This is a genomic window from Gordonia aurantiaca (genome assembly GCF_039939235.1).
In the GTDB taxonomy this organism is placed as follows: domain Bacteria; phylum Actinomycetota; class Actinomycetes; order Mycobacteriales; family Mycobacteriaceae; genus Gordonia.
Map to the genome: position 1 here is coordinate 1 of NZ_JBDUUF010000013.1, position 12721 is coordinate 12721.

Below are 12721 nucleotides of genomic sequence, written 5' to 3' on the forward strand. Positions count from 1 at the left end.
ACCGCCAGCGCGCCCAGGACACCCTCGGCGGCTTGACGCCCATCGAGTTCGAAGCCAAGCTAGCCGAGCCGCTCACACTCGCGGCCTAAACCGAACCTGTCACCAGTTCGTTCCTCACGCCCACCAGCTCCTCATGTACGGCGTCGTGCCGACACCCGAGTCCAACGCTCGGGTCATCGGAAACACCTACCAGCAGGACTACTACGGCATCGGGCCGAAGAACGTTTACCAGTATTCGATCCGGCCGACGAAAGACGGTGGCGTAGCCAGCTACTCGTCGCATCCGGCCGTTGAGTGGTACTACCGGACGGAGTATCACCGGACCAAGAACGGCTATGTCGGCACGACGTACAACTTCGGTGTGCCGATCGGCACCATGCTTCTCAAAGAGCAGCCCAAGGGCCGCTGACTGTATCTGACCACTGCAATCGCTGTGTCCGACGCCAATCGTCGGACACAGCGATTGTCACATCAGCAGTAGTGCTCGCCGGGCGGTCGGCAGTCGTGAGCTCATAGCTACGCACCCCTGACGTCGGCCGTCCGAGCCACCGTCCGCAGTACAGCAGCCCGTCGCTGCATCACCGACTGCACCGACTCCACATACGCTCTGATCTGAGCGGTGCCGATCGTGTAGCAACTGACGCCCAGGGCTGCAGCGATGTCCGCTGCAACCTCTGCAGGCGCCATTCCCTCTGTCCCTCCGTGGAACCGGGGGTCAGCCAGATTAACCACCCGCGCCGCCTCAGCGAGCTCGAAGGCCGTCTCCGGCGACAGCCCCTCGAGGCGCGAAGCGTCTAACAGGCGCTGCACCATCCTGCGCAGCAACGTCCGCGGGCACAGCGACTTTGGCGCCGCCAGAGTCCGCATCGCCTGATTCGGTTCAATCATCAACTCCCCCACTTCCGCTCGACGAACCACTCTGAGAACAGGCGCCGACCGGATCGGTGCCGAGTCTTCGTCGCAACAGCTGAGAAAAGATCCATCGCAACGGGTCTTGTATCGACCGTAGACAACTAGACCGACAGCAACCAAGGGAAAACGGCCCCCTTTGTTCCCGGCACAGTCACCCCGGTCTGCTGGGTTGCGTCCGGTGTGGCCGGGTCACGCTGGACAGTGACAGTCGATCCGGGTGTGAGGTGCCGGCGGCCGCCGGCATCGACTGCCAGCTGCGCTGTCACCTAATCGGAAGTGGATCGAGGCTAAGAGGAGCCGCTAGGGATGACTACAAGACGCGTGTCTGTGCCGATGCGAATGGCCCGGTCACGCCAACTGGGGCGGTCGAGATGGAGTTCGAGCATCGTGATCCAGCGGTCGAGTTCATACTGGGCGATCATGTTTGAGCTTCCCAGGGGGATCACGAATAGTTCCGATTCCTGATCCCATCGAGTTGTGACGACTACTCCACCCGGGACCGCAGTAACGGTGACATCGTGCATATTGCTCCAGGGGTGTCCCGCGCCAGGCGGCGCGGAATACCACCCTGGCTTGCCAGGTGGGGCAGATGAAGGCACCGCGGGCGGTGCGGAGGTGGCAGCGAGAAGGAAACGCTCCAGCTCAAGCACAGCCTCATTCGACTCACCAGTCTGTTGATCCACCTCATCCACTCCCAGCGTTCACGGCAACCCGTTGTCCAGTCCTCGCATTTACCCTCGCCTGCTTCCGAGCCAGTCTTGCAGTACCCGGTGACCACGCCCATCTGCAGGTCGTCAGGTGCACCGTCTTCCTTCATCGGCCCTGGTTCCCGGTTCCACTTCCGCTCGACGAACCACTCTGAGAACAGGCGCCGACCGGATCGGTGCCGGCGGCCGCCGGCATCGACTGCCAGCTGCGCTGTCACCTAATCGGAAGCGGGCTACGCCCGCGCTGCATTCAAGGGCCTGCTTTGCTGACCCCTTCCATTCTCTTACCTCTGGTCGGCACGCCGCAAGGGCCGCGAAAAACTAATCCGCCCTACGGGTTTCAGGCCTACGGCCCGGATGACTTTTTCGCTGTAAACACCCTTGCACCGACCTCCCGCCGGCAAAGAGATGGCAGGTGTCAAGCAAAGCACCGGCCCGCCAGGGCCGACCACCCAGGAAGGCACCCACCATGCAGCGCACGATTGTCGCCGGGGAGTTGCGCCACCTCGACCCGGCAAGCCTGGTCATCGACGCCAACATTCGCACCGAGGCCGAAGCCACCCTCACGCCTGAGTTCCTCGAGTCAGTTCGAGACGGAGTCCGCCAGCCGATCCTCGCGGTCGAGATCGACGGAGAGGTTCGCGTCCGCGACGGCCAGCGCCGCACTCTCGCCGCCCGACAGACCGAGCTGCCCAGCGTCCCGGTCTACGTCGTTCCTGTCGCCACCGACGCCGACGACAAGGCCATGACCATCGACCGAATCCTCGACCAGCTGACCAGCTTCCAGCGAGAAGAGCTGCGTGAGCGCGACCGGGTTGCAGCGATCGAACAGCTCGCGCTGGCCGGCATGTCAGCGACCCGGATCGCCAAGGCCACCCGCAGCAGCAAGAAGGAGGTAGACCAGACCCTTGCCGTCGCGAAGTCGGCCACCACTCTCAATCTGATCGAGCGGGGAGCCGAACTGACCCTGGAACAGTCGGCAGTGATCGCCGCCTACGACCATGACCCCGAAGCACAGCGGTGGCTGCTGGAAGCCGCCTACCGGGGTCGGTTCGACCACCAGGCCAAGCAGCTAGAGCGCAGCGCCGACGAGCGCGCTGAGCTGCTGGCCCAGGTCGCCGCCTACAAAGCCGAAGGCATCAAGGCCGTCACCCGCTGGCCCGCCGCCCAGAACGGCCAGGCTCGCCTCGAGCTGCTGGTGACCGAATCCGGTGATCCCGTCGACATCGCGGCCGTCCCGGTCGACCATCGCATCGCCTACGTCTCCGCTGACGTCGAGGGCGAATCGTGGGTCGACGCCGACGGCAACGAGGTCGACGAAAACCTCATCGACTTCGAGATCCTCGAACTCATAGAGGACGGCGACGACAGCCCCGCCGATGTGCAGCCCGCAGAGGGATACCTCGACCCCCGCACCCTCATCCACCGCGTCACCCGCACCGTCGAAACCCAGTGGTGGGTGACCGATTACGAGGAACTGGGATACAAGCCGCGCCCTTACGGTGTCTACGGTGTCGCTCCTGGCACCCCGGCGAGCAGTGACGAGGTCAGCGAGGCCGAGAAGGAGGCGCAGAAGCAGGAACGCCGCCGCGTCCGAATCCTCAACGCTGCCAGTGTTGCCGCCCGCGAGGTCCGCATCGAGAAGCTGACCGCCTGGCTCGCCCGCAAGACCCTCCCCAAGGGCAGCGGCCCGAAGGTCGCCAAGTTCATCGCAACGTCGATGCACGCCCACCACGAGATGTTCGGAGCAATGAGCATGCAGGGTGACGCCAAGCGGATCGCGACCACCATCCTCGGCGGCGATCCCGCCGAACTGCTCGACCAGGCCGCCACCGCCGACCGGGCACAGATCATCGGCCTCGGGATCGCGCTTGCAGCCCGCGAAGCGCACATGTGGAAGGACGCCTGGCGACATGCCCAGGACCGCGACTACGACGGCAGCTACGTCCGCGCCCGCGCCGACTACCTGCGTTTCCTCGCCGACGTTCTGAACTACACGCTCTCCGACGTCGAGGAAGTCATCACCGGCGACAAGAACGCCGAGGACCTGCCGCTCGACTGACCAGCCCGGTGTGGGAGGCCACCCCGGGGGCCCCTCCCACTGCCCCACTCACCCGACCACCACCTGCATGACGGACAAACCATGACTCTCGAACTGTTCCCCCGCTGCGTTCTACCTGGATGCATCAATCTCGTCGCCACCCAAGGCCATCCCTGCAGCGAATGCCGCACCATCTTCGGCGACATGCTGCACCACCGCCCTGGCGGAACTCCCCTGACCGCGCACCAACAGCACGAGCGCGACGCCGACACGCTCGCCGCCTACAAAGCCCGACTCCTGGTCGATCCCGACCCAGAGCGCCGCCGCTACGCTCGCAACCAAGCCTCAGAAGCGGGCGAGATACCGAAGCCGAACCAGATGTGCTGGCTGTGCGAAGAACGTCGCACCTGCACCAAGATCGCCGGCCGATGGGAATGCCGCACCTGCCAGCAGATCAGCTAGCCAACGCCCCCCCCCGATAGCCGCAACAGACCCGCACGAGGCGAGCCGTAGGTCGCCGCCCTGATCGTCGCCCCGCAGACAGCAAGAGTGGCCCCCGGTGTTGAGAAGGAGAGCTGGGACCAGGTCCCGCCGGTCACCTCAGGATGGCCGCCCGGTCACCCGCCAGGGAGGCCGGGCGGTACCAGGGAGGCCGGGCGGTATCGGGCAGGGCATCGGAACGGCCCGGTGCGGGCCGTGCTCTGTTGTCCGGTCCGTCGGCTCCGCTGCGCTACGCCGCCGGACCGGGAGGTTCCCAGTTGGGTGGGTGGTCACCTAATACGCGCGCACGTCGACCAAGCCTGACCGGCCCGGGACCCGACCTGTCAACCCACGCCAGGCGGCTACCGCACGTTCTCCGCTGCGCTACGCCCGTGCGCTCCCACCAATTTCGATACCCGTACTCGCTTCGCTCGCACCGAAATTGGTGTCCGGCGCGCGCCTGGACTCTTCGGGGTTGACAGCCCACCCCGACCGGTCCCCCACGTCCTTCGACGTCCGCAACCAGCGGACACAGACGAAAGGACCCGCTCATGCAGTACACCCCCCACTCCCACAGCGCCCTGATCGACGGCACCGTCGCCGCCCTGCTCTGGGAAGCCGCCGACTACCTCGCCAGCGAACCCGAAACCCCGGTCGACCCGCTCTCCCGCATCGGCGACGGCGCACTCAAGGCCGGCCGCATCACCACCACCATCTACTTCGCCGCCGTCGACCTCGCCATCCACGTCACCATCGCCGACTACCCCGACACCAACCGCGACTTCGACTGGGCCAACTGGGGAGACTCTGCGACCAGCCCGCCCCCTACCGTGACCTCATCACCGGCGACACCGGAACCAGCGGCGACTACCGCGAGAGCCCCGTCAGCGCCAACCGGATACTGACCGGGCAGCCCGTCGCCCAGTCGCGTGAGGCGATGCGCGAAAGCCTTGCCACCACCGACCCCATCGACTCCACGAACGTCGAGCTACAGCCCGAACTCGCCGCCAAGGCGATCGTCTCGGCAATCGTGAACTGGCCCACCGAGATCCCTGGCCTGGCCTTCAGACTTCTGGAAGGTGAGCCGACGGTCGCCCCCTTCTTGTCGACCAGTTCGGCGAGCGGGAGTCCGCCTGCCTCGTGATAAGACGCCTTCCTCTTCAACTCTTCGGTCGTGTTGAAATCGAGCGAGCCGTCGTCGTCCACGACAGTGGTCGTGACGATCTCGCCGGCCCGACCCGCCTCATCCGGGAAGGTACTTCCCCAGCCGGCAGGGTTCGAAGGGGTCGCCACCTTGGCGCAGTTCGTCGGCGACACCCAGTCCCCCGGTGCCGCAGAGGCGGCCGCCGGTGCGAAGATCGCTGCCACTCCCAGCGCGGCTCCAACGGTGGTCACGCGAATGGTATTTCGATTCATACGAAGTCCTGCCTCCACATTCATTTCGGCTGATGGTGTCGTCTGGTATTCAATTCGTCGGGCTTCAGCGAACGTAACAGAGGAAATAGCTTCGTATCACCCGCGCGTGCCGCAAGTAGCAACCGTGCACTATCTGCAATAACACATCAAAAAAGGGACAGATCCATCACTTCGTAAAGTGATGGATCTGTCCCCAGAAATGGGGGGTTAATCACTCTATATCCGCACCCCGCCGTGGCGGACAAGCGTCCAACCAGGCATTTTCCTGCTCGTCGAACACGCGGGACCGGGACAGGAACCGCACGCCCTCGGGCGCTTCGAGGCTGAACCCGGCACCCCGGCCCTTCACGACGTCGAGGATCAACTGCGTGTGCTTCCACAGCTCGAACTGGTCGCCGTTGATCCAGACGCGGACCGCCGGAAGTGGTTCCGGCAGCTCGATCTCGCCGACGAGGACGTCGCGTTGGCCGACCCGGTAGTCCCCCACGGGGTAACACATGGGGGCCGAGCCGTCACAGCATCCACCGGACTGGTGGATCATGAGTCCGCCGTGCAGCTCCGACAATTTGGTCAGGAGCTGCACGGCGGCGTCTGTGGCGACCACCCGATCAACGGCGTTGCGTTCGGTGGTCATTCTCAATCACCTTCTGTGACTTGATGAGTGGCTCAGAAGAAGCCCTTCGCGTTCTGAGCGTAGCCGACCAGGAGGTTCTTGGTCTGCTGGTAGTGCTCGAGCATCATCAGGTGGGTCTCGCGGCCGATGCCGGACTGCTTGTAGCCGCCGAAGGCCGCGTGAGCCGGGTAGTCGTGGTAGGTGTTGGTCCACACACGACCGGCCTGGATCTCACGACCGGCGCGGTAGGCGGTCGAGCCGTCGCGGCTCCACACGCCGGCACCGAGGCCGTATAGGGTGTCGTTGGCGATGTGCATCGCGTCGGCGAAGTCCTTGAAGGTGGTGACCGCGAGGACCGGGCCGAAGATCTCCTCCTGGAAGATGCGCATCTTGTTGCTGCCCTGGAACACCGTCGGCTTGATGTAGTAGCCGCCGGACAGGTCGCCGCCGAGATCGGCCGGTTCGCCGCCGATGAGGACCTCGGCGCCCTCCTCCTTCCCGATGGCCAGGTAGGACGAGATCTTCTCGAACTGGTCGTTCGACGCCTGGGCACCCATCATGGTGTCGGTGTCGAGCGGGTTGCCCTGCTTGATTTTCGAGACGCGGTCGACGGCCTTGGCGATGAACTCGTCGTAGATGTCCTGCTGGATCAGCGCGCGGCTCGGACAGGTGCACACCTCGCCCTGGTTGAGCGCGAACATCGAGAAGCCCTCCAGCGCACGGTCGAGGAAGCCGTCGTCGGCCGCCATGACGTCGTTGAAGAAGATGTTCGGGCTCTTGCCGCCGAGCTCGAGGGTGACCGGGATGAGGTTCTCCGACGCGTACTGCATGATCAGGCGGCCGGTGGTGGTCTCACCGGTGAACGCGATCTTGCGGATGCGGTTGCTCGAGGCGAGCGGCTTGCCCGCCTCGACGCCGAAGCCGTTGACGACGTTGAGGACACCCGCGGGCAGCAGGTCGCTGATCAGGCTGACCAGGTAGAGGATCGACGCCGGGGTCTGCTCGGCCGGCTTGAGGACCACCGCGTTGCCGGCGGCGAGGGCCGGGGCCAGCTTCCAGACGGCCATCAGGATCGGGAAGTTCCACGGGATGATCTGGCCGACGACGCCGAGCGGCTCGTGGAAGTGGTAGGCGACGGTGTCCTCGTCGATCTCGGAGATCGAGCCCTCCTGCGCACGCAGCGCACCCGCGAAGTAGCGGAAGTGGTCGATCGCGAGGGGGATGTCGGCGGCGAGGGTCTCGCGGACGGCCTTGCCGTTGTCCCAGGTCTCGGCGACGGCGAGCTTCTCGAGGTTCTCCTCCATGCGGTCGGCGATGCGCAGCAGCGCGAGGGAGCGCTCGGCGACGGAGGTCTTGCCCCAGGCGGGTGCGGCCTTGTGGGCGGCGTCGAGGGCGAGGTCGATGTCCTCTGCGGTCGATCGCGCGACCTCGCAGAAGACCTTGCCGTCGACCGGCGAGGTGTTCTCGAAGTACTGACCCTTCACCGGCGGGGTCCACTGGCCGCCGATCCAGTTGTCGTAGCGCGACTCGTAGCTCATCACCGAGCCATCGGCACCCGGCTTTGCGTAGACGGTCATGGTCACTCCTCTGTGGGGCCTCGGGGGCCGCCTGTACATGTCACACCGGACACCCTGGCGTTCCGATGTGATCTGCTGCACACAGTAGGAGTGCATTCGTTGCACAAGGGTTGCAACGAATGCAACGCGCGATGACCTGGGCCTTTCAGAGCCCGTAGCGCTTGTCGAGCAACCTGATGCGACCTCCGGCGAGGGGGCGGTCGGGGTGTCCGACCGGGAGGCGATGCTCCAGCCGGCGCCAGGCGACGAGGTCGTCGCGACCATGCACCGACGACGTCCACTTCCGTAATGCCGCCACATCACCGGAGGCGATCAGCCGCGACCGCAGGTCCTCGCGCAGCTCCTCGAAGATCTCCACGATGCCCGGGGCGGTCGACTCGGCCAGGAGCCCGCCGCGGCCCAGGTCGTCGACCACGCTCGCCAGGTCGGTGCCGGATTCGATGCGTGTCCGCAGGTCCTCCAGGTCCGACGACACGTCGAGGGTGAGGCGATAGGGCCGGCTGGCGAGGACGTCGGCGCCGAGGTCGCGCCGCAGCCGCGAGATCTCGGCCCGCACGCTCACCGGGTCGAGCCCGTCCTCGGCCAGCTTGAGCGCGAGCTGTTCGGTGTTGAGTCCCTCCGGGAACGCCTGCAGCAGGACCAGGATCTCGGCGTGACGCGGGGAGAGTGTGCGTGCACTCGTCGGGTCGGCGGTGCGGCGCCACCGGTGCGGGCCGTCGCCGAGAACCGTGACATGCGCGGCGCTCGTCCGCGAACCACCGGGCGCAAAGACCGACGGGTCGGCGAGATCGACCGCACCCGAATGCAATTCACGTTCAACGGCGGCGACGACAGATCGCACGGCGGCGAGCGCGAACGGCGCGGCCACCTCACGGCCGCCGGTCACGTCGATGACCCCGATGACGTGGCCGGTGAACGGGTCGTGCACCGGGGCCGCCGCGCACGACCACTCCTGCACGGGTCCGGCGAAGTGTTCGGGTCCGACGACCTGCACCCCGCGGTCGACGGCGAGCGCGAGGCCCGGCGCGTTGGTGCCGACGACCTCCTCGGCCCAGACCGAGCCCTCGACGAAGTTGATGTTGCCGGCCTTGTCGCGCGCGGCGGAGTCGCCCTCCACCCACAGCAGCCGCCCGACCTGGTCGGTGAGGGCGACGACCACGCCGGTGTCGGCGATCGCGTCGACCATCAGCGACTGCACCAGCGGCCGGACCGCGGTGATCGGATGCGCCGCCCGGTACTCGGCGAACTCCTCGGCCGACATCGCGGGGACGGTGAGGCCGGACGGCAGTTCGTCGACCTGGTGCACGTCGGTGGGGTCCACCCCGCGCTTGAGCGACCTCGCCCAGGATTCGCGGACGATCGACCGGACGGCGTCGGCGGGAGGCATGTTCCCCGACAAGAACTCCTCATACGCACGACGGATGCGCGTCGCCACCGCCGTCGCGTCCGTCATGCGCCCTCCGTCGCTCTTCATATGGGGACGATTCTGCCCGCCATGATGTGATCCGGGCAACATTCGCCGGATCAGGGTGATGCGGGAAGGATAGCGAGGTCCCTAGACGAAGCGGGCGGAGAACTCCCTCGGGGTCATCCCGGTGACCGCTTTGAAGTCGCGGACGAAGTGCGCCTCGTCGGCGTAGCCGAGTTCCGCGGCGAGGACCGCGAGCGTTTCCCCGGGCTCCCGGAGCCGTTCGGCCGCCTCATGGAGCCGGCGCCGCTGGATCAGCCATTTCGGGGTCAGGCCGAGCCGACGCCGGGTGAGCCGTTGCAGGCTGCGTTCGGTGAGGTGGAACCGCTCGCAGATCTGCGCGACCGCAGTGACCGACGACTCGTGTTCGACCCACTCGACGATGTCGTTGACGAGACGTCCCTCGTCGTCCATCGGCAGGTAACCGCGCAGCCAGTCCTCCACGACGTCGGTGGCCGCGCGCTGCGCCGGATCTTCATGGGGGTTGCGCGCCATCTCCGCGCGGACCCGCTCGACGACGTCGGCGCCGGACTCGCCGAACACGTCCGACAGCTCGTCGTACCGGTCCGTGAAGCGACTGACGTCACCGACCAGCAATCCGCCCGTGCCCGGCGTGAGCATGACCCCGACGCCCCATCCGTCTCCGGTGAGCACGGTCTCCGACAGGCCGGTGGCCACACCGTAGAAGCGGGCGTAGGCGTCGGTGACGACGATCAGGCAGACCGGGTACTGCAGCACCCGCTGCGGGGCCTCCGCGCCCGGCGGGACCGACCAGACCGGTACCCAGAACCGGCGGATCAGCTCTGCGAGGTCGGGGGACGGCCCCCACCGGCCGATGCGGTAGGTGGCGTCGCGCGGGTCGACGAGATGGGCGCGTTCGACGTCGTCGACGCGCGTGTGTCCCGGATTGTCGGGTTTCATCAATCCCCATCCCGTGTTGCGGCGGTTGACTTCTCATCATGACCACCAGAACCGACAACACACCACTGCTCGACCGGTACGACTCCTACGCCGACGGCTTCTCCGCGGTGCTCGAGACCTTCCCCGCCGATGCCTGGGACAACGCGTCGCCGTGCGAGGGCTGGACCGCGCGCGACGTCGTCACCCATGTCATCGAGAGCCAGCGCGAGTTCTTCGCGCACCATGACCTCGACCTCGGCCTCGCGCCGTCGAGCGACGATCCGGTCGCCGCGTGGCGGGCACACCGCGAGGCCGTCGCCGCACTCTTGGCCGATCCCGGGGTCGGGGAACGACGTTTCGACGGACACTTCGGTCCGACGACGATCGGCGAAACGCTGGTGCGCTTCTACGGATTCGACATGATCGCCCACCGCTGGGACGTGGCGGCCGCGGCCGGTGTCGTCCACCGCTTCAGCGACGAGGAGCTCGACGAGCTCTCGGCCGGCGCAGACGGATTCGGCGATGCGCTGTACGCCGAGGGGGTCTGCACGAGGATCGAGGTCCCCGAGGGGGCCGACCGGCAGACGACGGTGCTGGCCCGGCTGGGGCGCCGCACCTGACCGCGAGTCAGGGAATCCACCCATTCCGCCGTGGGTATCGCACGCGCAGCAGGCTGTAGACGTAGGTGCTCGCGAGCAGGCCCGCGCCGGTGCCCACGGCGGGCCAGAAGTAGTCGTTGAAGATCGAGTCGCGGACGGCCGCGGCGGCCCATCCGAGGACCAGGAGCACGAGGGCGATCGTCGCCACCACGCGCACGACGAGGACCAGCGTGGTGAGCACCGACCACACTGCTTCTCGCGTCCGTTCCGACTGAATCGTCACAACACCATCGTAGGCGCGTGAGCAGGACGTTTCCCAGGTCGATGCTGGTCACAAAGGTGCGCACACTGTAACTGCGCACACACCCTCAAGCACGGTCCCGGCGCGCGACAATGGATCGATGAAAACCATCCTCAACGTCATCTGGCTGCTGCTGTGCGGGCTCTGGATGGCGATCGGTTACGTCGTCGCGGGCATCATCTGTTGCATCCTGATCATCACCATCCCGTTCGGCATCGCGTCGTTCCGGATGGCCAACTACGCGCTGTGGCCGTTCGGCCGCACGGTGGTCCGCAGGCCGACGGCCGGGACGCCGTCGCTGATCGGCAACATCGTCTGGATCGTCGTCGCCGGGCTGTGGCTCGCGATCGGCCACATCACCACGGGCATCGCCCTGTGCATCACGATCATCGGAATCCCGCTGGGCATCGCCAGCTTCAAGATGGTCCCGATCTCGTTGCTGCCCCTCGGCGCCGAGATCGTGCCGACCGACCAGGCGGCGACGGCCGCGGCTCCTGTCCGGTACTGACGTGTCGGCCCGGCGTTCCCGCCGGGAGCCATCCACCGGGGCCGCGGGTCCGAAGTACCGGCATCGAGACAGCGCGTGAGAGCACCGGCATCGTCCGGCACGGCCGCGGGTTGTCCGCAGGAAGGACAGCGGCACCAGGTGAACGCGGCACGACGACGGCGGAAGGGACGTGATGGCTGAGCATCTCGATCCCGAAACAGCCGAACTGCTCGCACTCGCCCCCATCGTGGGACTCGACGCGGCGTCGGCCGACGAGCTCCGCGACATCGGGACCCGGGTCGCGGCGGCCGACGAGGACGTGCGCGACCTGTTCGCCGAACAGGTTCGTGCCACGCGGGAGGCGATGGCCGCGGTCAGCGGGGTGATCTCGACATCGCCACCGCCGTCGCTGCGGGATCGGGTGCTCGCGGCAGCCGCTGCGGACGCAGGGCAGGACGACACCGATCCCGGCGGCCCCCGCCCCGATGTTGCCGGGCAGGACGCCGGAGCGTCGACCGGCGAGCCCACACGGCCGACATCGGTGACGACGCCGGCCGATCCACCGGTTCGTCCCGTGCGGCGCGCACCGCGGCCGCGGCGGATGGCGCTTGCCACGGCAGCTGCGGTCGCCGCGCTCGCGGTCGGCTCCCTCGGGTGGGTGGCGGGACTGTCCGCCTCCGACGACGCGCCCGGTCCCCCGGCGGCCACCGCGAGGGTCTCCCCGGCGGAGCGGGTCTTCTCCGCCGACGACCTGCGCTCCACGAGCGTGCCCGTCGCCACCGGCAACGCCACGATCTACCTCGCGGCGTCGGCCGACACCGCTGTGCTGGTCATGAACTCGGTGCCGCCGCCCCAGCCCGGAACGGTGTACCAGATGTGGCTCGTCGGCCCCGGTGGCGCACGGTCGGCGGGCACGATGTCGACCGAGGACGTCGAACCGGTGACCACGGCCGTGCTGTCGGGGATCAACTCCGTTGACGCCCTTGCGTTCACTGTCGAGCCGCCGGGCGGTTCGGCTCGGCCGACCGGCGCACCCGTCGCCCAGCTGGCACTCAGCTGAGCCTCAGCCCCGGCCCTTCCAGGGTCGCGGGTTCACCCGCAAAGCCCGACAGGATGCGTGTAACTCGCGAATCCGGTCTCGACCCGCGATTCTGCGGGTGCGGCAGGCCCCTCCCGGATCCCCCGGAATCCTCTGGCTTCACACGAGGACCCGGGAGGCG

At 67.2% G+C, this 12721-nt stretch carries 13 protein-coding genes; 7 read left to right on the forward strand and 6 right to left on the reverse strand.

Annotated features, from left to right (window positions below):
• The first annotated feature begins 133 nt into the window (after positions 1 to 133).
• From ABFT43_RS20080 to ABFT43_RS20095, 4 genes are all read left to right on the forward strand, one after another.
• A complete protein-coding gene (locus tag ABFT43_RS20080) occupies positions 134 to 409 on the forward strand; it encodes a hypothetical protein (RefSeq protein WP_347962046.1) in 276 nt (91 codons plus the stop codon).
• Between the two features lie 1679 nt (positions 410 to 2088).
• A complete protein-coding gene (locus ABFT43_RS20085) occupies positions 2089 to 3681 on the forward strand; it encodes a ParB/Srx family N-terminal domain-containing protein (RefSeq protein ID WP_347962047.1) in 1593 nt (530 codons plus the stop codon).
• An 81-nt stretch (positions 3682 to 3762) separates the two neighbouring features.
• Positions 3763 to 4122 carry a hypothetical protein gene (locus ABFT43_RS20090; RefSeq protein ID WP_347962048.1) on the forward strand — a complete coding sequence of 120 codons (360 nt, stop codon included), beginning with the start codon at positions 3763 to 3765 and terminating at the stop codon, positions 4120 to 4122.
• 569 nt (positions 4123 to 4691) lie between these two features.
• Positions 4692 to 5045: a hypothetical protein gene (locus ABFT43_RS20095; protein ID WP_347962049.1), complete on the forward strand. Its 354-nt coding sequence runs from the start codon at positions 4692 to 4694 to the stop codon at positions 5043 to 5045.
• Here ABFT43_RS20095 and ABFT43_RS20100 read toward each other — a convergent pair.
• The 5 genes from ABFT43_RS20100 to ABFT43_RS20120 form a co-directional block, all read right to left on the reverse strand.
• Complete coding sequence (locus ABFT43_RS20100) at positions 5008 to 5580, reverse strand: hypothetical protein (RefSeq protein ID WP_347962050.1); 573 nt, start codon at positions 5578 to 5580, stop codon at positions 5008 to 5010. The genes ABFT43_RS20095 and ABFT43_RS20100 overlap by 38 nt on opposite strands.
• A gap of 187 nt (positions 5581 to 5767) precedes the next feature.
• Positions 5768 to 6190, reverse strand: a complete 423-nt coding sequence (locus ABFT43_RS20105) for a DUF779 domain-containing protein (protein WP_006901906.1) — start codon at positions 6188 to 6190, stop codon at positions 5768 to 5770.
• Between the two features lie 32 nt (positions 6191 to 6222).
• Positions 6223 to 7746, reverse strand: coding sequence for an aldehyde dehydrogenase (gene adh, locus ABFT43_RS20110; protein WP_347962051.1), 1524 nt, complete (start codon positions 7744 to 7746; stop codon positions 6223 to 6225).
• A 145-nt stretch (positions 7747 to 7891) separates the two neighbouring features.
• Positions 7892 to 9199: a GAF domain-containing protein gene (locus ABFT43_RS20115; protein ID WP_347962052.1), complete on the reverse strand. Its 1308-nt coding sequence runs from the start codon at positions 9197 to 9199 to the stop codon at positions 7892 to 7894.
• A gap of 102 nt (positions 9200 to 9301) precedes the next feature.
• Positions 9302 to 10135 carry a helix-turn-helix domain-containing protein gene (locus ABFT43_RS20120; RefSeq protein ID WP_347962053.1) on the reverse strand — a complete coding sequence of 278 codons (834 nt, stop codon included), beginning with the start codon at positions 10133 to 10135 and terminating at the stop codon, positions 9302 to 9304.
• A 38-nt stretch (positions 10136 to 10173) separates the two neighbouring features.
• Here ABFT43_RS20120 and ABFT43_RS20125 point away from each other — a divergent pair, with 38 nt between their 5' ends.
• Positions 10174 to 10734 carry a maleylpyruvate isomerase family mycothiol-dependent enzyme gene (locus tag ABFT43_RS20125; protein ID WP_347962054.1) on the forward strand — a complete coding sequence of 187 codons (561 nt, stop codon included), beginning with the start codon at positions 10174 to 10176 and terminating at the stop codon, positions 10732 to 10734.
• A 7-nt stretch (positions 10735 to 10741) separates the two neighbouring features.
• On the opposite strand, the gene ABFT43_RS20130 is transcribed toward ABFT43_RS20125, so the two are convergent.
• Positions 10742 to 10996, reverse strand: a complete 255-nt coding sequence (locus tag ABFT43_RS20130; protein ID WP_347962055.1) for a hypothetical protein — start codon at positions 10994 to 10996, stop codon at positions 10742 to 10744.
• A gap of 118 nt (positions 10997 to 11114) precedes the next feature.
• Here ABFT43_RS20130 and ABFT43_RS20135 point away from each other — a divergent pair, with 118 nt between their 5' ends.
• Both ABFT43_RS20135 and ABFT43_RS20140 read left to right on the forward strand, forming a co-directional pair.
• A complete protein-coding gene (locus tag ABFT43_RS20135; protein WP_347962056.1) occupies positions 11115 to 11522 on the forward strand; it encodes a YccF domain-containing protein in 408 nt (135 codons plus the stop codon).
• A 172-nt stretch (positions 11523 to 11694) separates the two neighbouring features.
• A complete protein-coding gene (locus ABFT43_RS20140; protein WP_347962057.1) occupies positions 11695 to 12561 on the forward strand; it encodes an anti-sigma factor in 867 nt (288 codons plus the stop codon).
• Positions 12562 to 12721: the final 160 nt, after the last annotated feature.